Genomic DNA, 20332 nt, shown 5'->3' on the forward strand with positions numbered 1-20332 from the left:
CGTATCGGGTCTTACCCCGGCGTCGTCAGTTCGTTGCTCGGTCCCATCATTTGAGGATGCGCTCCCGGCCAGGGTCAAACACCGGCTCGTCGCGCACCGTCGCGTCGTAGGTCTCGCCCTCGCACTGTATCTGGACCGACGTGCCGGCCTCGGCGTACTCGGACGGGACGTACGTGTATGCGATTGATTCGTCGATGCTGTAGCCGTAGTTCCCGGCCTGCACGTAGCCGATTGCCTCGCCGTCTTTCAGCACCGGCCGCCCACTCAGCATGATGTCCGTCGAATCATCAAGCGTGAGCGGCGTGATCTTGCTGTCGATGCCCTCGCTTCGTGCGGTCTCCAGTGCCGCCTTGCCGATGAACTCGGTGTCCATATCGACGGCGAAGGGGAGGCCGGCCTCGAAGGGGTTCGAGTCCGTGTCGATGTCCGTGCCCCAGAGCCGGAACCCCTTCTCCAGGCGCATCGAACTGAGTGCGCCGCCGCCCATCGGTCGGACGCCGAGGTCCTGTCCGGCCTCCCACAGCGTCTCCCAGAGGCGCTGGCCGTACTCCGTCGGCGTCCACAGCTCCCATCCGAGTTCACCCACGTACGAGACCCGCAGCGCGATGACCGGCACGTCGCCGACGTACATCTGCTTGGCCCGGAAGTACGGGAATCCCTCGTTGGTCACGTCCTCGTCGGTACACCGCTGGAGGAGGAGCCGTGCGTTCGGTCCCCAGAGGCCGATCGTCGACTTCGCTCCTTCCTCGATGTGGACCGACACTGTCTCGGGGGCCTCGTCTTTCAGGTGGCCGCCGTGGATGCCGGGGGAATTGCCGCCGCCGGTCGTCACCATGAACTCCTCGTCGTCGAGTTTGACGACGGTGATATCGGCGAGGATGCCGCCGCCCTCGTTCAGCAACAGCGAGTAGCGGACCTGCCCGGTGTCGATGTCCATGTCGTTGCTACAGACCCGCTGGAGGAACGCCTGGCTCCCCTCGCCTTCGACCATGATCGAACTGAACGTCGTCATGTCGAACATCGACACCTTGTCGCGGGTGTGAAGATGCTCTGCGGCCTCGATCTTCGAGCGGTTGATGCCCTGCCAGCCGTCCTGGTCGGGAATCCGATCCTCGTATTTCTCGACAAGGTCGGCGTTGGACTCGTACCACTGTGGCGTCTCCCAGCCGCCGCTCTGGTAGAACTCCGCGCCGAGTTCTTTCTGTTGGTGATAGAACGGACTCGTCCGGATTCCCCGGTGGTCGTCTGGCTGCCACCGCGGCTCGACGATGCTGTAGACCTGTTCGTAGCGCTTGGCCCCGCGGTCGACGAAGTAGTCTTTCTCGCCCGCGTGGGGTTCGAACCGACGGACGTGGATGCCACCGGTGTCGACCGGTCCGGACGGCAGTCGTGGCGTCCCGTTTTCCATCCATTCTGCGAGAATACGGCCGTAGCCGCCGGAGTGAGTCCACCAAATTGCCAGCCCGGTCCAGAGTCCGTCGACCTGTGCCGTCTCGCCGACGGCCGGCATGCCGTCCGGCGTGAACACGAAGATACCGTTCTCGGTTGCTTCGTATTCAACGTCCTGTGTCGCCGGCAGCAGTTCGTCGAACGCCTGCTTCGCGGACTTGTCCCGTCCGCGGTGGGTCGGCGTCTCCCAGTGTTTCTTCGTGAACCCGCGAACGGAGGCCTGGTGCTCCTCGGTGTTCTTGCCCATCGCCTCGGGGTCGACGGAGAGGGTCTCGTGATTGTACGACCCCAGTCCGAGCGCGTCGCCATGGGTCCGGAAGTACAGCGAGTGGTCCTGGTCGCGGCCGACTGGCTGGTGTGGGCCTTCGCTCATGTACTCCGCGATGGAGCGGTCACCCGGCACGTCCAGCCCGGTCGTATTATCGCCGACAGACGATTCGACATCGGCGAGTTCGTCCATCGGTTCCGTGACGACGTACTGGTGTTCGACCGGAGCGATAGGGAGGTCCAGCCCGGCCAGTTGGCCGGTCTGGTAGCCCCAGTTGTTCGTCGCGATGACCGCTCGCTCGCAGTCGATGCGGCCCTGGTCCGTCTCAACGGCGTTGATTTCGCCACCCGACACGTCCAGATCGGTGACTTCCGTGTTCCCGTAGAACGACGCAGCGGAGTTCTCCATGTACCACTGGAGCGCACTGATGCCGTCGACACGCCCGTCCGTCGGGGAGTAGTAGCCACCGAGGATTTCCTCTTCGTCGACCAACGGGAGCTGCTCGGTCACTTCCTCCGGTGAGAGCAGTTGCGGTTCTGGCAGGCCGTAGGAGGTGGCCCACTCGACCCGCCGCCGGAGGAAGTCCATCCGGTCCTCGCTGCGGGCGATTTCGATGCCACCGACCTCGTCGTAGACGCCGGCGTCGGAGAGCAATCGACTGGTGTAGTGGGCAGCTTTCGTCTGAATCTTCGACGGCGATGTCTGGAACATGATGCCGGGCGCGTGGACGGATGAGCCGCCCGTTACCGGGAGCGGTCCCTGGTCAATGACGGCAACATCCTCCGCGCCGAGCTCCGTCAGGTGATACGCGACACTACACCCGACAGCTCCGGCACCGATAATAACAGTATCCGCCCGAGATGGGGGAGTCTCTGTGCTCATGTATCTCATTCGGGACTGCTTCTGTCACAGGTATAAAAACATCGGTGGCCCGAATATATTCTCAGACGATTTCGACTTTATAGCGGCTCTATGCTGCATATTTGGCAGAACGAGGTCTGTAGCGAGCCGATTCGAAACGCAAGTCACGCCGAACCTCAGCATTATACGCAGCTTACAGTTTCTGGCAGTCGACTGGCGGACAGGCCATTGCGAACACTGTGGCTGCTGCTGTGAGTGTGCGATCAAATCAAGGCGGTCAGGTAGGTAGCCGTGGCCGATATGACGGTCGGCGACCCGTCAGACAGGCCGGAGGTGGTCGGCGCGTGGTTCCCAGAGCGAGCCGCTCATACGCAGTTCGTACACTTCGCTCAGCGTGTCCCCGACGGTCCAGCCCTGTTTACTCATCGCGGCGGCGAGAACCCCCAGCGGGACGCCGCTCTCGAAGTAGTCGTCCAGCGCCCGGAGGACAGCGTCGATACTGTCAGCGTCCGGGGCCTCCGTGACTGCTGGATGGTCCGCGAACTCCCATTCGAGATCCGTGTCCAGCAGTTCCTGCTGGCGTCGATAGAACGCAATTACCTCGTTCGCCGACGACGCCTCCACGCGAGCACCTGTCTCGGTGGATCGAGCGACGAACGGTACGTCTTCCCGCTGGCCCGTCCGTGACACCGAAGTCACGCTTCGTAGGCCTCCTGTGCGAGTCGATGCAGTTTGTGGACGGTGTGTTCGTTCGGTCCCAGTTGCGCCTGGGCAAGCGCTCCGGACTGCAGTCCTTCGTACTGGCGTTCGACGAGTTCGAAGTCTTCCTCCTGCAGCTGGCGGCTCGTCTGGACGAACTCCTGTTCCGCGTCAGTCATCTCCGCGGAACTGAAGTAGTAGTCAGCGATCAACTGGAACCGCCCCTCGTCGATCGGGTCGATAATGTACGTCCCGTACCCGTCGGCTGTGCCGTACATGTTCACCGTGAAGTTCGGCCAGAAGTAGTAGAACTTCGCCTCTTTTTCCTCGTGGATTCGCAGTTCGTCGTCGACATCCTCGTCGTGGGTGTAGTGGAGAATCCAGTGGTAGTCGTTGACTTCGAGATTGGACTCGTCGAGTTCGATGTCGGTTATCCAGTCCTGGTGGTTCGCATGACAGTGATCGCATTCGGAGTAGTTGCCGGCGAAGGTCTTCCAGTTGCAGTCGACTTCCGACACGTACCGCGCGGCGTGTTCGTACTCTTCCAGGGGCATGTCTTCCAGCTCCGTTTTCAGCGTCCCCGCCTGCTCGGCTAGGGGCATGGGATCGTCGGCGAAGTTGAGGAAGACAAACGGTCCGATCCGGTCAGTCTGGACCTCGTTGAGTCCGTTTTCGCTGGCATCCAAACTGCAGACCTCCTCGTCATCCAGGTCCGGGTTGAGCCCCGCCTCCTCGAAGCTCTTGGGTGTACTTTCGAGGTCGCCGTCCAGGTCGTACGACCACATGTGGTACGGACAGCGGATGCGACCCATGTTTCCCGGGTTGGTCATGGGCGTATCCTCGACCATCTTCGAGCCACGGTGTGCGCAGACGTTGAAAAACGCGCGTATCTCGTCGTCGTGGTCGCGGACGATAATCACTTGCTTGTCGCCGATCGTTCGCGTGAAGTACGCTCCTGTCTCCGTAATTGCGTTCGCGTGTCCGGCGTACACCCAGTACTGGCCAAATATTTTCTCTTTTTCGAGTTCATGAATATCTGGGCTTGTGAAATATTCTGCCGGTAATGCATTCGTTTCATCGGTTATATCGGGACTAACTGCTGCAACTTCGTCATTATTCGCGTTCCACCTTGTCATACGATTACCTATCCGCTCGGTTATCACATCACCGTTCTCCACACATAGTACACCTGTTTAAATGATGGTCGGAGAGAACATAGTAACAATTGAAATGGAGTACACACAGTTCGTACCGGCGTCGTGTGATTCGCTGCCTCTGACTTGCATACCTACGTAGCGGTATGTCATTTCAAATGACACGATATCGGTAATATAAATGGCCAGCAGTCACAGGTTCGGAAAAACAGCAGGCAAACACCGACGGTCAGACCCACGTTCCTAAACGTGCCATTTGAGGCACGTGCAATCACGGCCGCGCTTCCCGATTCGACAGCCAGCGAACGGTGTGTCCGGTAGTGTCAGGAGACCAGCGGTTCCTCGCGGACGGTCGCCTCGTAGCGTTCACCCTCGTAGAGGATTTCGACGCTGGTTCCCGGTTCGGCGTACTCGGGCGGTAGATAGGTGTAGGCGACACACGCGCCTTCGGTGTAGCCGTATTCGGCGCTGTGGAGATACCCGATGGTCTCGTCGCCGTCGAGGACTGGCTTGTTGTCAAGCACAACGGCGTCCTCGTCGTCCAGGGTCAGGCACGCGACTTTGTGGTCGATGTTGTCGCCGTCCGCGGCCGCCGCGACTGCCTCCTTGCCGATGAAGTCAGTCTCGAGATCGACGGCCCAGCCGAGGCCGGCCTCGTATGGGTTGTGCTCCGTGTGGAGGTCTTTCCCCCAGAGGCGGAACCCCTTCTCGATTCGCAGGGAGTCCAGCGCGCCGTTTCCGTACGGGCGGATGCCGTACTCCTCGCCGGCCTCCATGATGTGCTCCCAGAGGCGTTCGCCGTACTCCGAGGGCGTGTAGAACTCCCAGCCGAGTTCGCCCGCGTAGGAGACCCGCAGTGCGGTCACGGGAATGTTTTTCACGAAGAACTGCTGGCTCGTGAAGAACGGGAAGGCGTCGTCCGAGAGGTCAACGTCGGTGACCTTCGAGAGGACCTTCCGGGCGTTCGGCCCGGTACAGACCATCGCCGCCAGGCTTGAGGTCACGTCGTTGACGACCACGTCTTCGGGGGACTGCTCGCGCACCCACGCGACGTGGTTGTTCCCGACTTCGCGGCCGGTCGTCAGCAAGAGATAGCGGTCCTCGTCGGTCCGGGTGACGGTGATGTCGGCCCGGACACCGCCGCCCTCGTTGCACATCAGCGTGTACTTCACGTCGCCCACGTCGATGTCCATGTCGTTCGTACAGAGGTACTGGATGAACTCGCCGGCGTCGCTCCCGATTACCTCCATCTTGTTGAACGAAGTCATGTCGTGGAGGCCGACGTTCTCCCGGACGTTCAGCGCCTCAGCACCCTCGATGGGTGACCAGTACTTCGCTTCCCAGCCCTCGCGGTCGGGAATCTGGTCGCCATACTCCGCCAGCAGGTCGGCGTTGGACTCGAACCATTGTGGCTCCTCCCAGCCGGCCTCGGCCCACAGTTCGGCGTCGTACTTCTTGTGGGTGTGGTACATCGGGGTCCGGCGGATGTCTCGCTGCTTGTCCGTCCACACCCACTTCGGGTGCATGATGTTGTAGACGATGCGGTACTCCTCACCGCCGATATCACGGGCGAAGTCCCAACTCCCCTCGTGCTCGTCGAATCGGTTCACATCACAGTGGGCGAGGTCGATGGGGCCGTCAGGCAATCGTGGCACGCCGTGCTCCATCCACTCCGCGAGGGCCTTGCCGGCACCGCCGGCGTGGGTGACCCAAATAGCGGCCGCCGTCCAGAGGCCGTCGTACTCCTGGACTGGCCCCATCACGGGGAGCCCGTTGGGCGACTCCGCAAACATGCCGTTGTACTTGTGTTCGAGTTCTTTGCCGGCCGTCGCGGGCAGGAGTTCGTCGCTGGCCTGTCGGGGCGCTTTGTCCGGTCGGTCCGGGTGGGTCGCGTTGTCCATGTGGTAGTCGGTGAACTCGTGGACAGACCCCTGCTCGCCGTCGGGGTCGTTCCCACCGAGTTCCATCGGATCAGGCACGATTGGCTCGTGGTTGTACGAGCCGATCCCGTAGGCGTCCCCGTGGTTCCGGTAGTACATCGCGTTGTCCTGGTCGCGGAGAATCGGCCGGTCGGGGCCTACGAGGAGCCGCTTTGCCTTCTCTCCGGAGACGTTCTCGTAGTTCTCGAACAGCGGGTGGTCGGTGATGTCGACCGCGCTGTCGGCCAGTTCCTCAAGCGACTCCGTCATCGTGTACTGGTGTTCGACCGGTGTCACTGGGAGGTGAACGTCCAGTTTCTCGCCGAGTTGTCGAGCCCAGATGTTCGTTGCGACGACGACCTCGTTGCACTCGATGGTGCCGTTTTCCGTGACAACGGATTGTACTTCGCCGTCTTTCGTCTCCACGTCCTCGGTGCGCGTGTGTGGGACGAACTTAGCCCCTCTGTCCATCGCTTCGCGGGCCAGTGCGTCACACGCGACGACGCCCGACACCTGGCCATCCGTCGGCGAATAGTAGCCGCCCTCGATCTGGTCGGCGTCCACGAGCGGGAGGTGCTCGGTGACTTCCTCGGGCGAGAGGAGTTGTGGGTCCTCGATGCCCCACGCCTCGGCATATTCGACGCGGCGCTGGAGGAAGTCCATGCGTTCCTCGCTGCGTGCGACTTCGATGCCGCCCGTTTCGGAGTACGCTTGGGTACCGTCCGCTCCTTCAAGATCGGAGTACAGTCGGCGGCTGTAGTCCGCGAACTGGCTGAGGACCTTCGGCTCTGCGGTCTGGAACATGATCCCGGGGGCGTGCGTCGACGATCCACCCGTGGTAGGCATCGGTCCCTGATCGACCACGACAACGTCCTCGCGGCCGAGCTCAGTCAACTGGTATGCGATGTTGCAGCCGACGATTCCGGCACCGACGATGACGGTGTCGGCCTGAGTCGGCAGGCTATCGGTAGGCTCCATAACTCTGTATTGACCGTGTTATGGAGGGCCATTATAGTTACCGCCTGCCCCTTCTCTTTTGCAATATATAACTGAATAATCATGTAGTGTTTCAGAATAACAGGAGTACTAATGTTAATAAATTTGCGTCCCCTGTGGCGGTTATGGCTTCGTTCCAGAGCAGGGTCATAGCGTAGGACTGGCTGTTTGTGTGATCAGGTTATGTGTTCGTATTTTCTTGATGGGCTACCCGTTACAGATCACTCCGCGTGCGTAAATCGCTCGGCCAGGCAATATGGGACTACAGCGAACACATCAAGCGGTATTCCGGCGGCACATCTCCTTCTGCCACCGTTTGGCCGTTATAACAGCACATGTGATCTAGACCGTTGTGGTTCGGGACACTCCGCGGGAAGTGGGGAAACATATCGACCGCTGACACATCGGGCCTTCTGGTCTGACATACGCAGCGAACCCGTCACATCGGACCGATTCGCGCGTCCTCCCGGTGCTTTTTGTTTGCGCGTCGTCGGACATAGACTATGGAATACGCGCCCGTCACGCACACGGCTACTGATCGACGGCTCGGCGAACTGCCGTCGGGCCGGGACGTGTCCGTGACTGTCCATCGATACGTCGGTGGGGCTGGACCGACGGTGTACATCCAAGCTGCACAACATGGCATCGAACTCAACGGGCCAGCAGCGTTACGACGACTCCACGATCATCTGATCGACGCGTCGGTCGCGGGGACTGTGATTGTTGTTCCGGTGGTGAACCAGCTCGCCTTTGACCACCGGTCGTACATGACTCCCGGCGAGTACGACGTGATGAACCCGAATCTGAACCGTGTCTGGCCGGGAGACGAATCCGGCAGCTTACAGGAACAGTTAGCGGCTCGCCTGTGGGCGCTTGTCGAAGACGCTGATGCGGCGGTCGACCTCCACACCGGCACGGCAGACATGCTGGCACACGTCAGGTGTCGAGCGGGTGACCCGGACGCCGAGCGCCTCGCCGAAGCGTTCGGAACCGACTACAGGCTCATCGACGGCACCGAAGACGCTAGCGACGATGAGCCCGATGGGACCTTCCGTGCCGCGACTGCGGCCGCCGGTATTCCGGTCATCACTGCAGAGCTGTCGAACAGCCGCCGGATCGCACTGGGTGCGGTCAAAGACGGTGTCGATGGCCTACAGAACCTCCTGCGTGAGCGGGCTGTCCTCCCGGCAGAGGCGGATCTGCAGGCCGACCAGACAGTGCTCCGAAACGACGCGGACCCGGTTACTGCAACGGCATCGGGGTTGTTCGAGTGCCGAACGGATATCGCCATCGGCGACACTGTCGACGCGTCGGAGCGACTTGGAACCATTTACGACCCGTCCTCATTTGAACAACAACAAGTCGTCTCAGCGACAGAACGAGGCGTGCTATATTCGCTCGCCAGAGAGTCCGTCGTCGTGAAAGGTGAGCGTCTCGCCGGTATCGCGACACCGCGCTGATCAGTATCTGTTCGAAAACGTGTTCGGCAGCAAGTTTAACTTGACTCAGTAGCCTCAGTTCCACGGCTGTTTATAAATGGGTTAGCTATTCCACACTTATCTCTACAGCATAACGTGTCATAGTCAATCAATAACATGGGACTTCATACGGCCTTCACGGCGCTCGCTGAGGTAATCGATGCATACGAATCCCGCGGCCGGTCCGTCCGGACCGTCGAAGCATCGCCAGCCGAGACAGATGGCGCAGTCCTCGACGTGACGGTCTCGATGCCGGTCTCAGTCTGTTCTGGCGAAGGTGACGGGCTCACGCCGAAGAGCGCGATGCTGACCGACAGCGGGGATCTGAGAGTCGAATTCTCACCAGCAGCCACTGAGCTGCCCTCAACTGCCGCTGCATCGCTGTCGGTCGGCGACGCCTCGGCCGCTGTTACCGACGATGGGTTGCTTCTGACGGTCAACCTGAGAATCGATGCCACGGCAGCAGCAGACGAGGCAGCTAGCGTCGATTCCGGGCCCGAACAGGGTGAAACCGATGCATCGGCAGCGATCAGTTCCGTGAGTTCTCCCGACACTGATAGCAATAATTCGCTCCCCGTTTCGGATGTCGCGGACACGGAGGCCGCGCCCGCTGACGATGACGCGTCACAAGCACGCGCACAATCAGACAACACGGCGACGGACGATACACAGTCTGAGCCTGCGTCCGAGGGTGAATCGGACCCTTTCGCCGCTGTTCGCGATGATTCCGTGCCGCCATACGAGGACACTGACTACCTGCAAGCCCTCTATGACGAATGTGACAATTTCAAAGAGATCGCAGAGCAGATCCAGATGGACGTATCGTCCGAGACCGTCCGCCGGTACATGATAGAGGCCGATATTCATGTCCCGAACACGTACAACACGTCCAGTGACGACGTGGAATCGGCGACCGAATCAGGCAAACCGGACGACGTGGCGAGCCAGTCCGGGGCCGACGGCGAAGACGACCAGGTCAGTGTGGCTGATCCCGTCGCAGCCGAGTCACCGGGGCCCGGGACCGACTCTGTCGGGGACCTCCCTGACGACCAACTGGTCACCGACGGACTTGGACTCCCGGCCGATGTGCAACTCCGCGACGTTGCGGAGGCGGTCGTTGACTCGGATACGGTGTACGAGGTCCAGCGATGCCTGAGCCTCAATCGGTCCCAGACTCGGAACCTGCTTGAGGAGCTCAATCTGTTAGATCTCGTCTTGTGTCGGCTCACCGACGAGCCGGACCATGCTGTTTCTTACGGGACCGTGGCTAGCCGAATCCGGCAGTGTACGCCCCACAGCGCCTGATAGGGATTCTTGTAGCGATTTACCGGTACGCGCCAACCCCGGGGGCGGCGCTATCCGGAAATAATCTACAATAATCACTATGAGAGATGGGGCGGTTATTTATAAATGTGTTCGATGCCCCACCCACAGTACAAAGTACGGTTATACCATATCTCTGGTAACTCATGGCCCTCGGAACACGCGCTGTCTCAGACCCACAAGGTGTCCAGACGCTGCTGACGAGCGCTCGGTTCGAACTGATGCCGTTCGAGAGCTTCGACGAGGAGATCACCCACCTCCCCGACGACGCCACCATCGCGATCACGACATCACCCCAACTCGGTATCGAGCGGACCGTCGAAAAGACGGAGGAAGCCGCGGCGATGGGATACGATGTCGTCCCCCATATTGCGGCCCGCTACGTGGAAGATCGGGCGCAACTCGAAGGGATCGCCGAGCGACTGAAACAGGCAGGCATCACGGATATCTTCGTCCCCGGTGGCGACCGCGAGGAACCGGCCGGCGAGTTCGAGTCGGCACACGATCTACTCACGGTGCTTGCTGATACCGAGTATTCCTTCGAGGAAGTCGGAATCACCGGCTACCCTGAGGGCCACGATTTCATCGACGATGAGACTTTGGCGGAGTCGATGGCCCAGAAAGCGCCGTACGCGACGTACATCGTCACGCAACTCTGCTACGACCCGGATACCGTGCTAGAGTGGGTCGAAGACATCCGGGCTCGCGGTATCGAACTCCCGGTCGAAATCGGTATCCCGGGTGTGATGAACTACCAGCGCCTGATGCAGATCTCCCAAAAGGTCGGGGTCGGTGACTCGATAAAGTTCCTCAGGAAAACGACGGGTATTCTCGGCTTCGTCAAGCAACTGGTCGGGTCTCGCGGGACGTACGAACCCGATGACCTCATCGACGGGCTCGCGCCGTACGTCGACGACGACGAGTACAAGATCCGCGGCGTCCACATCTACACCTTCAATCAGACGCCGGACACCGAGAAATGGCGGCACAAGCGCCTAGAGAGCTAGTCGTCGACCCAGCGGTGCTCCCTGTCGTTGCACTGGTGGCGGTCGGCGGTACAATTACCTGATGGAAAAACAATATTTATTTGGCAGCTACATTTCCTGCGTATGGCGCCGTCAGCCGGACTGTTGAACGCAATTCTGACTGGGTTGGTCACGGGTAGTATCATTGCCCTCGGTGCTATCGGCCTGTCGCTGGTCTATGACATCGCCGAGGTCCCGAACTTCGCGCACGGGGACTTGCTGACACTGGGAGCCTACACCGCACTTCTGGTGAACAAACCACAGTCCGTCCCGCTGTTCGACGTGTTCGCCACGGGCCCGCGTGCGGTCGGTGCCACGGGTGCCGGACTGCTGTTCGCTGCCACAGCGGCGGGGGTCCTCGGTTCGGTGTACCACCTCGGTGGTGTCGACGCGATACGCGGGGGCTGGTGGGGGGTTGACGTGTCACCGACAGTGGGGACCGCCACGCATGTCGGACTCGCAGTCGCCGTCGGCGGACTCGTCGTCGCCGGCCTCCCGTCCTATCCCGCCGCACTCCTGTTTTCCGTCGTCGTTCTCGGAGCAGTGGTCCCGCTGACCGAGTCGGTCGTGTTCCGGAAGTTCCGGGAGAAAGATGTCGAACTGGCGATGATGCTCATCGTCTCCCTCGCGATGGCGTTTATCATCCGGTTCAGCATCCAGACCGTCTTTGGCGGCGACATCCGGTTCTACGAGGTCGACACGACCATTCAGGCGGCCGGGTCGAGCGTCAACTTCACCTTCGCGAAGTTCATCGACCTGCTTGTATCGAGCAATGGGGTGGTTGTCAACGTCCTCGAAACCAGGGGTACAGAGAACCTCCAGCTGTTCGCCCTGGGCTATGGCTGGCTGGAAGTGATTGGTATCCTGGGCGTCACAGCCCTAGTCGCAGGTGCGGCGTACCGACGCCGTCGTGACACCGCGGGTGTCGTCGGCCCGCGCCTGGCTGCGGGACTCGGCGGCGTGGCCGTGCTCATCGTCGGTGGCGCACTGCTGGCCGGCGGCGGGACGGTCCCGTCGGAAACGCTGTACGAGACGCGCCTGCGAACGTCGCCGCTCAGGCTCGGGATTATCCTCATAGCTTTGGCACTCATGGGATTCCTCCACTACCTGTTGCAGGCGACAACGCTCGGGAAGGCGATGCGGGCGACCAGCGACAACCGGGAGCTGGCGATGATACGCGGTATCAACACGCGTCGCGTGATGATGGTCGTCTGGATTATCGCTGGGATGTTCGCCGCGGTCGCCGGCGTGTTGCTTGGCTTCCTGTTCAGTAACATCACGATCAACCTCGGCTTTTTCCTGTTGCTCCCGATGTTCGCTGGCGTCATCCTCGGCGGTATCTCGGTGTACGGGGCCATCCTCGGGAGTTACGTCGTCGGGCTCGCGATGGAAGTCGGTATCTTCGCTATCCCGGGCCTGAGCGCCACCTACCGGGTCCCCGTCGCGTTCGTCGTGTTACTGCTCGTCTTGCTCATCAAGCCGGAAGGCATAACGGGGGACTAACAGATGGCAGTATCAGATGTCGTCATCTCGTTCATCGTGTTGGTCGCCATCTACGGCATCCTGTCGTACGGGCTGACCCTGAAGTACGGCCACACCGGGCTGTTGGACTTCGGCCACGTGGGATTCTTCCTCGTTGGCGCGTACACGTCGGTCCTGTTCGTTCTCCCGCCGGACGAGCCTGGCGACTTCACCGCCTACGTCTTCGGACTCGGCGATGTCCCCGTCGTCGGGACCTGGGTCGTCGGCATCGCAGTCGCGACGCTGTTGTCGGGTATCATCGGTGGCTTGGTCGCGCTGCCGACTATTCGCCTGCGGGAGGATTACCTCGCTATCACGGTGCTTGGCGTGTCGGTCATCTTCCAGCGGTTCATCCAGGCCGAATCGTGGTTTGCGAACGGCCCCGACGCGCTGCGCGGGTACAGCCCACCACTGAAGAGTAGCTTCCCGCTGTTGCTGGAGGGGCAGGTCGGCTTGCCGTTCCTCGGCGTGTCGCTCCCGGCCACACCGCTGCTGTTCGGCGTCATCACAGCCGTCGTCTGGGGCGTCGCCCTCGTTGTACTCGCCGGCGAGCGCGACCGCGGCTCCCCGCTGCCGGTGTCAACGCTGTATCTCGTGGGCTCGTTCGGCCTCTCGACGCTCAGTCAGCCCGGCGGCCCGCTGAGAAACCGGGCTCAGGTCGCCGCCACCGGCGGCGTTGTTGCCGCCGCGCTCATGGCAGTGTTGCTAGCCGTCGCGGACCTCATCCTGCTGGTCGGCGTGCTCGTCTCGACGTTCACGTGGATCGTCATGGTCGCAGTCCTGGCTCGACAGCTCGGGCGACTCACCCGCCGCGAATGGCTGAGCGGTCTCGCCCTCGGCACGGGCTTTCTCGTCGCCTTGCTACCGATTCCCTACGCCGATGCTGTCTCAGTCAAGGTCGCCGGCAGTCTGCTCCTGCTTGGTATTGTCATCGGCGGCTTCTACCGTGGCGTTCGGTCGCTGGACTGGTTCGCAGCGGCGAAAGTACAGATAATCGGCGTAGCGGCGCTGTGGTTCGTCGCTATCTGGTACTTCGTCATTCCGATGGTTGGACCGCTCAGTGGCGGACAGCCCGGGTCGGCGCTCAAAGCATTGGTGCAGAACCTCGTGTGGATACTGGCCTTCGGTGGCGATGTCGGCGTGGACTACATCGTGGCTGTCGTCGGAGATCTGACTGTCCAGGTCGACTACCAGCGGTTCCTGCTGGCCGGCTTTGTTCTGTGTATGCTCGGTGCGTACTACCTGCTGGAACTGACTGCCCGGTCGCCGTTCGGCCGCGTGCTTCGGGCGGTTCGGAACGACGAAGACGTGGTGCGCTCGCTGGGCAAGGACCCCTTCGTGTACAAGATACAGAGCATGGTCATCGGCTCGGCGCTGGCCGGCTTTGCGGGCGCGCTGTGGGCCATGTATACTCAGGGGCTTACGTTCGTCACGTTCGCGCCGCGTGTGACGTTCATCGCCCTGCTCATCGTCTTCATCGGCGGCCCCAACAACAACAAGGGGACGATCCTCGGGGCTGCCGTCTTCTGGGCCTTCCAGCAGGCGACGACCCAGATAGCGTCGTTTTTCCCGCCGGCGCTGCGCGTCAACGTGGTGGCGTTCCGCCTCGTCGTCATGGGAATCCTCTTTCTCATCGTGCTGTACTACCTCCCCGATGGATTACTCGGGAAAGCGAACTACAGCACGCCCGGACGGGCCGACGAAACCCGCACGCCACAGCAGGAGGGTGGCGTGGCCGCCCGAGCCGACGGGGGTGACGACGAATGAGCGCGATTCTCGAAGTCGAGGACCTGCGAAAGACCTTCGGCGGGATCGTCGCCGTCGACGGCGCGACCTTCGACATCGAGGAGGGGTCGATAACGGGCCTTATCGGGCCCAACGGCGCCGGCAAGACGACGACGTTCAACCTCATCAGCGGGTTCTACAAGCCCGACAGCGGGACCATCCGCTACGACGGACAATCGCTGCAGGACCTGATGACGGCAAGCGGTGACGAACGGGTCATCTGGGGCGGTGCGTCCGGACTCACCGCCGGGAGTATCGGTGCCATCACGGCCTTCGGTGCTGCGGGCCTCGGCCCGGCGACCAGTCTGGGCGCGGGCGCGCTGGGGGCGGGACTGGGGGCCGGCGTCTACTTCGGGCAAGAGCGACTCAAGGCCGCGTCCGACAGCCACAAATTCAGTCGACCGTTCATGCTGGCTCGGGAGGGGCTGGCCCGGACGTTCCAGATAACGCGGGAACTGAGCGATATGACCGCCCGGGAGAACCTGATGCTCGCCCCCCAGCAACAGGCCGGCGAGAACCTCGCTAACGCGTGGTTCCGCCGCGACGCCGTCGCCGAGGAGGAGACGGCGCTGTACCAGCGGGCGACGGAGATGCTGGAACTGCTCGAAATCGACCACGTCGCCGAAGAACTGGCCGGCAACCTCTCGGGCGGCCAGCGGAAACTGCTGGAACTGGGCCGGGTACTAATGCTCGACCCGAAGCTCGTCCTCCTCGACGAACCGGTCGCAGGCGTCAACCCGGCGCTGACCGAGAAGTTGACCGACCGCATCAGGGCCTTGCGAGACGAGGGCTACACCTTCTGTATTGTCGAACACGACATGGATGTCATTATGGACCTCTCTGATACGATCATCGTCATGAACGAGGGCAAGAAACTGGTCGCAGGCGAACCCGCCGCGATTCGGAACGACCAGCGTGTCATCGACGCCTACCTGGGGGTGGACTGAGATGGCACTGCTCGAAGCACGGGGCGTCGTCTCCGGGTACGGTGACGCCGAAATCCTCCACGGTGTCGACATAGAGGTCGGGGCGGAGGAGATCGTTACGATCATCGGCCCGAACGGGGCCGGGAAGTCGACGCTGATGAAGGCTATCTACGGCCTCATCGACTGCTGGGAAGGACAGGTCACGTTCGACGGACTCGACATCACCGACCTCCGGGCCGATGAAGTGACTGAACAGGGACTGTGCTACGTCCCCCAGCGGGAGAACGTCTTCCCGACGCTCACCGTCCGGGAGAACCTCGAAATGGGGGCCTATATCGACGCCGACGTGAGCGAAGCGGACTTCCAGGAAGCCTTCGAGCGGTTCCCGGTCCTCCGTGAGCGACAGAACCAGAAGGCCGGAACTATGTCCGGCGGGCAACAGCAGATGCTCGCCCTGTCCTCGGCGCTGATGCTCGACCCGGAACTCATCCTCGTCGACGAACCCTCGGCCGGTCTGGCCCCGGACCTCGTGGACGACATGTTCGACCGCCTCGTTCGCATCCGTGACGAGACCGACACGGCGATTCTCATGGTCGAACAGAACGCTCGGCAGGCCCTGTCAGTCTCCGACAAAGGCTACGTACTGGACATGGGAGAAAACAAGTTCGCGGGAAGCGGCCAGGACCTGCTCGACAGCGACGAAGTGGGTGAGCTGTATCTCGGCGGCTAAGTGCTCGTCCTGAGCACGTTGTCCGGAATCAGTTCCCGCCGGTCGGCCCCGTCATCGGGGAGCGCCTTGGGTTCGAAAGGCCCGTCATTGCGTGCCCAAAGCAGCTTCGTCGTCTCACTGTGCTCCCGATAGGCAGCCACCGTCACCGGCGAGACCCGGCCCACGTCCAGCGTCCGCTCGTCTAGCGGGAGCCGTTCGAGAGCGGCTAGCGGTTCGTCGTTCGGTTCTGTCTCGAAAACCGGGAACAGGTGGGCACCGGCACCGGCGGGTTCGGTCCCGATGGCCAGCCCTGTCGCGCCCACGGAGCGGAGGTGCGAGACCAGGTCCGGAAGCGAGCGCTCGACGCCCGCGAGTGCCGTTTCGAGTCGGTCAGTCCCGTCCGCTATCGCAACCGAGATGTCGTCCGTCTCAGCGTACACGACGAGGTGTGAGTCCGCGTGGACCGGGTCCGACGCCTCGCTAACGGTGAAGTCGTAGGACTGGCCATCTACCCGCAACGCGGCGGCGTCCGTGACGGCGTCGGGTTTCGTACCGTTTGCTGGGACCCCGACGACCACGCGCAGTTCGGCGTCCCAATCCGGGTAGACGGTATCGACCGCCACGTAGTCGGCATCCCGCTCGGTCCGATAGGCCTCAACGAACGCCGCCAGCGGGACCGCCGAGACGGCCTCGTCCAACAGTCGAGACAGGCAGTCGCTGAACGTTTCGTTCGGCCGCCGGTGTCGCTGGAGCCGCTCGGCGACTGGTGTGTCGACCCAGAGCATGGCGGGGTCGTCGTACACGTCGTCCGGGTACGGTGGCGGCCCGGTCCGCTTGACCGTCGCCTCGGCTCGCTCGATCTTTGTCTCGGCCCGGTCGTAATAGTCCGTCACGATAGTCCGCGAGAGCGGGTCGCCGTCTGTCGCTCGGCCGATGGCCCAGATGTATAGGCCGATAGCCTCATACGAGAGCGGTTCGGTCCCGTCGTGAGCGAGCGTCCGGAGCACCCACGTCTGGGCTTCCCGCTGTGAGAGGGTGGTCTCGGCGACGATCTCGTCCACGTAGTCGCCGTAGAGTTCGCGGATCGTGTAGCAGATCTCCTCGATCTGGTCGCGGGTAACGTTCTCCGGGAGCGGATCCAGCGCCGTGAAATCCAGCGCGCCGCCGATGACATTCAGCTTCGTCGCCGGCTGCCACTCCGGCTCGATATCCACGCTCATACCTCTCGTAGACACGTCGGCGAAATAAAGCCATACACCGTCTGCGTCTGTCGTTGGTGGCTCTCTATGCACCCGACAAAGCCACTGGGAGGGTTGCTGTCGGCTACATCTTGCCCTCGAAGTAGCTCAGTGGGACTTCCTCGATGACTTCGGCTTCGCCGTCGGTTACTTCGAGGATGCGGTAGGGGACGACCGGTTCGAGGTTCTCGTTGAGATCGACCGAACCGGAGGCTCCGTCGTAGTTCACGCTCTCGTCGTTTGCGAGCGCCTCTTTGCCGGCCTGGAACTCCCCGACACCGACCGTTGTCCCCTCACTCCGGGAGACGCTACGGATGTTCTCCGCGATAGCCGTCCCGCTGGCTTCCCCGGCCTGCTGTATCGCCAGCGCTTCGAGGTAGGTCGCGTCGTAGGCATGGGGCGCGAACTGCGTGACCGCGTCTTCCCCGCCCATGTTACTGATGAACGTCTCGCTGTTGGCGGTCTGTGGGGACGTAATCAACATCCCCTCAACGATGTCCGAGAGGTCCGACAGGAGTTGGGGTGCGAGGATGGCCTCTGCGGCGACCCACTGCCCGCCGTAGCCGCCCTGACTCCACTGGTTCAGTATCGTCCGACCGTTCCCCGGGTACATCACCGCGCCGACGGCGTCGGGGTCGCCGTCGAACACTGAATCGAGCGTCGAGGTGTAGTCGTTCGTCTGCTGGGAGTACCCGACCATGTTCAGCGTCTCACCCTCGAAGTTCTCGCTGGCCTGTTCCGCGAGTCCCTGGCCGTAGGGGTTGTCGACGTAGAGGAACGACGCCGTCTCGGCCTCGATGCGCTGGTTCAGTATCCGACCCATCACGAGCGCCTGCTGGACATCGTTGGGTGCGGTTCGGCCGTAGTATTTCACGCCGTTGTCCTCGTTGACGCCCGCGGTCGCAAGCGCCGGGGACGTGTTGCCGTTGCTCACTTCCATTACCCGGTTGTCACGAGCGACCGGGGCGAGCGTGGTCCCGATACCGCTTGAGTACGGACCCACGAGTCCGACGATACCTTCTTCGTTTATCATCGTCCGGAACTTCTGGGCCGCCCGAGAGGGGTTCCCCTCCGTGTCGCGGTTGATTGTCTCGATCTCCCGGTCCAGTGGGCCACCTGCCTCGTTGATTTCCTCGGCCGCGAGATTGGCAGCCTCCTGATGGCCGCCACCGTATGCGCTGTTGGTTCCCGTGACCGGGAACAGCGTCCCAATCGAAATCGACTCACCACCACCGCCACCGCTTTCACCATCATCGCTCTCCGTGCTCGTCGACCCGTCGCTACCCTCGGTGGCCGTCGTCTCGCCGTCACCGCCGCCGTCGTCTGACTGTTGTGCACATCCAGCGAGCGATGCGACACCGACCGTGCTTCCGACGCCGAGTCGTTTCAGAAGGTCACGTCTGGTCTGTCTTGACATGTCCATTGGTATGTATGAACAAATCACTTATCAATCTAGCTTGAGATGCAATATTGACCTTCCACTAGCGTCGGTAGCTGTGGTGTCCGCTCTCGATACCACCACTGGATTCCTCGCTTGCACAGCAGTGACCGCCGGGTCCCACAGCCAGTCACCGATCTGATAGGTTGCGTCACCACGCAAATTCTTACGTTACCAGGCCGTTGACGGCAGTATGACGTACGAAACTGTTCGCGAAACGGACCCAGCAGTAGCTGACGCTCTCACTGGCGAGCGCCAGCGACAGAACGACACGCTGGCGATGATCGCCAGCGAGAACCACGTCAGCGAGGCCGTAATGGAAGCCCAAAGCTCCGAGTTGACGAACAACTACGCGGAAGGCTATCCAGGCGAGCGCTACTACGGCGGCTGTGAGTACGCCGACGAAGTGGAGCAGTTGGCTATCGACCGCGCGAAAGAGCTGTGGGGCGCGGACCACGTCAACGTTCAACCCCATTCAGGCTCGCAGGCGAACATGGGCGTCTATCTCGGTGTACTCGAACCCGGCGACAAGATCCTCTCGCTTGATCTGACCCACGGTGGTCACCTCTCCCATGGCCATCCGGCGAACTTCGCCGGCCAGGTGTACGAGGTCGAACAGTACAAAGTCGACGAAGAAACCGGCTACATCGATTACGAGGGGCTCCACGACCACGCCGAGGAGTTCGATCCCGACATCATCGTTTCGGGCTACTCCGCATACCCGCGTGAGGTCGATTTCGAACGGATTCAGGAAGCCGCTGACGCCGCCGACGCTTACCACCTCGCGGACATCGCTCACATCACTGGTCTCGTCGCTGCCGGCGTCCACGAATCGCCCGTCGGCGTCGCTGACTTCGTCACCGGCTCGACACACAAGACCATCCGGTCCGGTCGCGGCGGTATCATCATGTGCGACGAGGAGTACGCCGACGACATCGATTCCGCCGTCTTCCCCGGGACACAAGGCGGACCAGCGATGCACTGTATCGCCGGTAAGGCGGTCGGCTTCGGCGAGGCGCTTTCCCCCGAGTTCGACCAGTACGCCCAGCAAACCGTCGACAACGCAGTTGCTCTCGGCGACCGACTGCAAGAGCACGGCCTAGATCTGGTTTCTGGTGGCACGGACAACCACCTCGTCCTCATTGACCTCCGCCCGTCCCATCCCGACACGACTGGGAAGGAAGTCGAGGAGGCCCTCGAAGACGCGGGCATCGTCCTCAACGCCAACACCGTCCCCGGCGAGACACGCTCGTCGTTCAACCCCTCGGGCATTCGTGCGGGGACCCCAGGCCTGACATCACGCGGGTTCGGCGAAGACGCTTGTCGCGAGGTCGCCGATCTCATCTATGAGGTCGTCGACGCCCCACACGACGACGATGTGATCGCGGCAGTCAGCGACCGTGTGGACGAACTGACCGACGAGTACACGCTGTACGAGTAGCGCTGCGACACAGATAGTCGAATCAGTCCAAAATTTTCCTCGCTCAGGGGCCAATTCTTCGATATAGCGGCTTGCCGCCTGTTCCGTCGCGACCCAGAGGCC

At 61.9% G+C, this 20332-nt stretch carries 14 protein-coding genes; 8 read left to right on the top strand and 6 right to left on the bottom strand.

The window, feature by feature from the left end; translation table 11 throughout:
* Positions 1–46 precede the first annotated feature (46 nt).
* The 4 genes from Harman_RS16170 to Harman_RS16185 all read right to left on the bottom strand — a co-directional run bounded on the left by Harman_RS16170 (position 47) and on the right by Harman_RS16185 (position 7328).
* The gene (locus tag Harman_RS16170; RefSeq protein WP_137684819.1) at positions 47–2599 is read right to left on the bottom strand and encodes a GcvT family protein; all 2553 of its coding nucleotides are present in this window, start codon (positions 2597–2599) and stop codon (positions 47–49) included.
* A 297-nt stretch (positions 2600–2896) separates the two neighbouring features.
* On the bottom strand, positions 2897–3277 hold the full coding sequence (locus tag Harman_RS16175; RefSeq protein WP_137684820.1) for a hypothetical protein: 381 nt from the start codon (positions 3275–3277) through the stop codon (positions 2897–2899).
* Positions 3274–4413, bottom strand: a complete 1140-nt coding sequence (locus Harman_RS16180) for an aromatic ring-hydroxylating oxygenase subunit alpha (RefSeq protein WP_137684821.1) — start codon at positions 4411–4413, stop codon at positions 3274–3276. Before Harman_RS16180 ends, Harman_RS16175 begins: the two co-directional genes overlap by 4 nt.
* A 341-nt stretch (positions 4414–4754) precedes the next feature.
* A complete protein-coding gene (locus tag Harman_RS16185; RefSeq protein WP_137684822.1) occupies positions 4755–7328 on the bottom strand; it encodes a GcvT family protein in 2574 nt (857 codons plus the stop codon).
* 521 nt (positions 7329–7849) lie between these two features.
* On the opposite strand from Harman_RS16185, the gene Harman_RS16190 reads away from it, so the two are divergent.
* The 7 genes from Harman_RS16190 (at position 7850) to Harman_RS16220 (ending at position 16134) form a co-directional block, all read left to right on the top strand.
* Positions 7850–8806: a succinylglutamate desuccinylase/aspartoacylase family protein gene (locus Harman_RS16190; protein ID WP_137684823.1), complete on the top strand. Its 957-nt coding sequence runs from the start codon at positions 7850–7852 to the stop codon at positions 8804–8806.
* A 135-nt stretch (positions 8807–8941) separates the two neighbouring features.
* On the top strand, positions 8942–10129 hold the full coding sequence (locus tag Harman_RS16195; RefSeq protein ID WP_137684824.1) for a hypothetical protein: 1188 nt from the start codon (positions 8942–8944) through the stop codon (positions 10127–10129).
* 164 nt (positions 10130–10293) lie between these two features.
* Positions 10294–11154, top strand: a complete 861-nt coding sequence (locus tag Harman_RS16200; RefSeq protein ID WP_137684825.1) for a methylenetetrahydrofolate reductase — start codon at positions 10294–10296, stop codon at positions 11152–11154.
* Positions 11155–11256: 102 nt separating this feature from the next.
* Positions 11257–12675 carry a branched-chain amino acid ABC transporter permease gene (locus Harman_RS16205; protein ID WP_137684826.1) on the top strand — a complete coding sequence of 473 codons (1419 nt, stop codon included), beginning with the start codon at positions 11257–11259 and terminating at the stop codon, positions 12673–12675.
* A 3-nt stretch (positions 12676–12678) separates the two neighbouring features.
* Positions 12679–14460, top strand: coding sequence for an ABC transporter permease subunit (locus Harman_RS16210; protein WP_137684827.1), 1782 nt, complete (start codon positions 12679–12681; stop codon positions 14458–14460).
* Positions 14457–15425: an ABC transporter ATP-binding protein gene (locus Harman_RS16215; RefSeq protein ID WP_137684828.1), complete on the top strand. Its 969-nt coding sequence runs from the start codon at positions 14457–14459 to the stop codon at positions 15423–15425. The genes Harman_RS16210 and Harman_RS16215 overlap by 4 nt, the downstream gene beginning before the upstream one ends.
* 1 nt (position 15426) lies before the next feature.
* Positions 15427–16134 (top strand): ABC transporter ATP-binding protein, encoded by a 708-nt coding sequence (locus Harman_RS16220; protein ID WP_137684829.1) that lies wholly within the window; start codon positions 15427–15429, stop codon positions 16132–16134.
* Here Harman_RS16220 and Harman_RS16225 read toward each other — a convergent pair.
* Positions 16131–17333 (bottom strand): hypothetical protein, encoded by a 1203-nt coding sequence (locus tag Harman_RS16225; RefSeq protein ID WP_137684830.1) that lies wholly within the window; start codon positions 17331–17333, stop codon positions 16131–16133. The two genes, Harman_RS16220 and Harman_RS16225, sit on opposite strands and share 4 nt — an antisense overlap.
* A gap of 103 nt (positions 17334–17436) precedes the next feature.
* Positions 17437–18768, bottom strand: coding sequence for an ABC transporter substrate-binding protein (locus tag Harman_RS16230; protein WP_235007244.1), 1332 nt, complete (start codon positions 18766–18768; stop codon positions 17437–17439).
* A 214-nt stretch (positions 18769–18982) separates the two neighbouring features.
* Here Harman_RS16230 and glyA point away from each other — a divergent pair, with 214 nt between their 5' ends.
* Positions 18983–20230 (top strand): serine hydroxymethyltransferase, encoded by a 1248-nt coding sequence (glyA, locus tag Harman_RS16235; protein ID WP_137684832.1) that lies wholly within the window; start codon positions 18983–18985, stop codon positions 20228–20230.
* Positions 20231–20332: the final 102 nt, after the last annotated feature.

Origin of the sequence: Haloarcula mannanilytica (genome assembly GCF_005406125.1) — an archaeon.
Lineage (GTDB): Archaea > Halobacteriota > Halobacteria > Halobacteriales > Haloarculaceae > Haloarcula > Haloarcula mannanilytica.

What these genes read in the sequence shown, in the direction of transcription:
- Harman_RS16170 (WP_137684819.1), bottom strand. Translation starts at nt 2,599, where the DNA reads ATGAGCACAGAGACTCCCCCATCTCGGGCGGATACTGTTATTATCGGT.
- Harman_RS16180 (WP_137684821.1), bottom strand. Translation starts at nt 4,413, where the DNA reads ATGACAAGGTGGAACGCGAATAATGACGAAGTTGCAGCAGTTAGTCCC.
- Harman_RS16185 (WP_137684822.1), bottom strand. Translation starts at nt 7,328, where the DNA reads ATGGAGCCTACCGATAGCCTGCCGACTCAGGCCGACACCGTCATCGTC.
- Harman_RS16190 (WP_137684823.1), top strand. Translation starts at nt 7,850, where the DNA reads ATGGAATACGCGCCCGTCACGCACACGGCTACTGATCGACGGCTCGGC.
- Harman_RS16195 (WP_137684824.1), top strand. Translation starts at nt 8,942, where the DNA reads ATGGGACTTCATACGGCCTTCACGGCGCTCGCTGAGGTAATCGATGCA.
- Harman_RS16200 (WP_137684825.1), top strand. Translation starts at nt 10,294, where the DNA reads ATGGCCCTCGGAACACGCGCTGTCTCAGACCCACAAGGTGTCCAGACG.
- Harman_RS16205 (WP_137684826.1), top strand. Translation starts at nt 11,257, where the DNA reads ATGGCGCCGTCAGCCGGACTGTTGAACGCAATTCTGACTGGGTTGGTC.
- Harman_RS16210 (WP_137684827.1), top strand. Translation starts at nt 12,679, where the DNA reads ATGGCAGTATCAGATGTCGTCATCTCGTTCATCGTGTTGGTCGCCATC.
- Harman_RS16215 (WP_137684828.1), top strand. Translation starts at nt 14,457, where the DNA reads ATGAGCGCGATTCTCGAAGTCGAGGACCTGCGAAAGACCTTCGGCGGG.
- Harman_RS16220 (WP_137684829.1), top strand. Translation starts at nt 15,427, where the DNA reads ATGGCACTGCTCGAAGCACGGGGCGTCGTCTCCGGGTACGGTGACGCC.
- Harman_RS16225 (WP_137684830.1), bottom strand. Translation starts at nt 17,333, where the DNA reads ATGAGCGTGGATATCGAGCCGGAGTGGCAGCCGGCGACGAAGCTGAAT.
- Harman_RS16230 (WP_235007244.1), bottom strand. Translation starts at nt 18,768, where the DNA reads ATGTCAAGACAGACCAGACGTGACCTTCTGAAACGACTCGGCGTCGGA.
- glyA (WP_137684832.1), top strand. Translation starts at nt 18,983, where the DNA reads ATGACGTACGAAACTGTTCGCGAAACGGACCCAGCAGTAGCTGACGCT.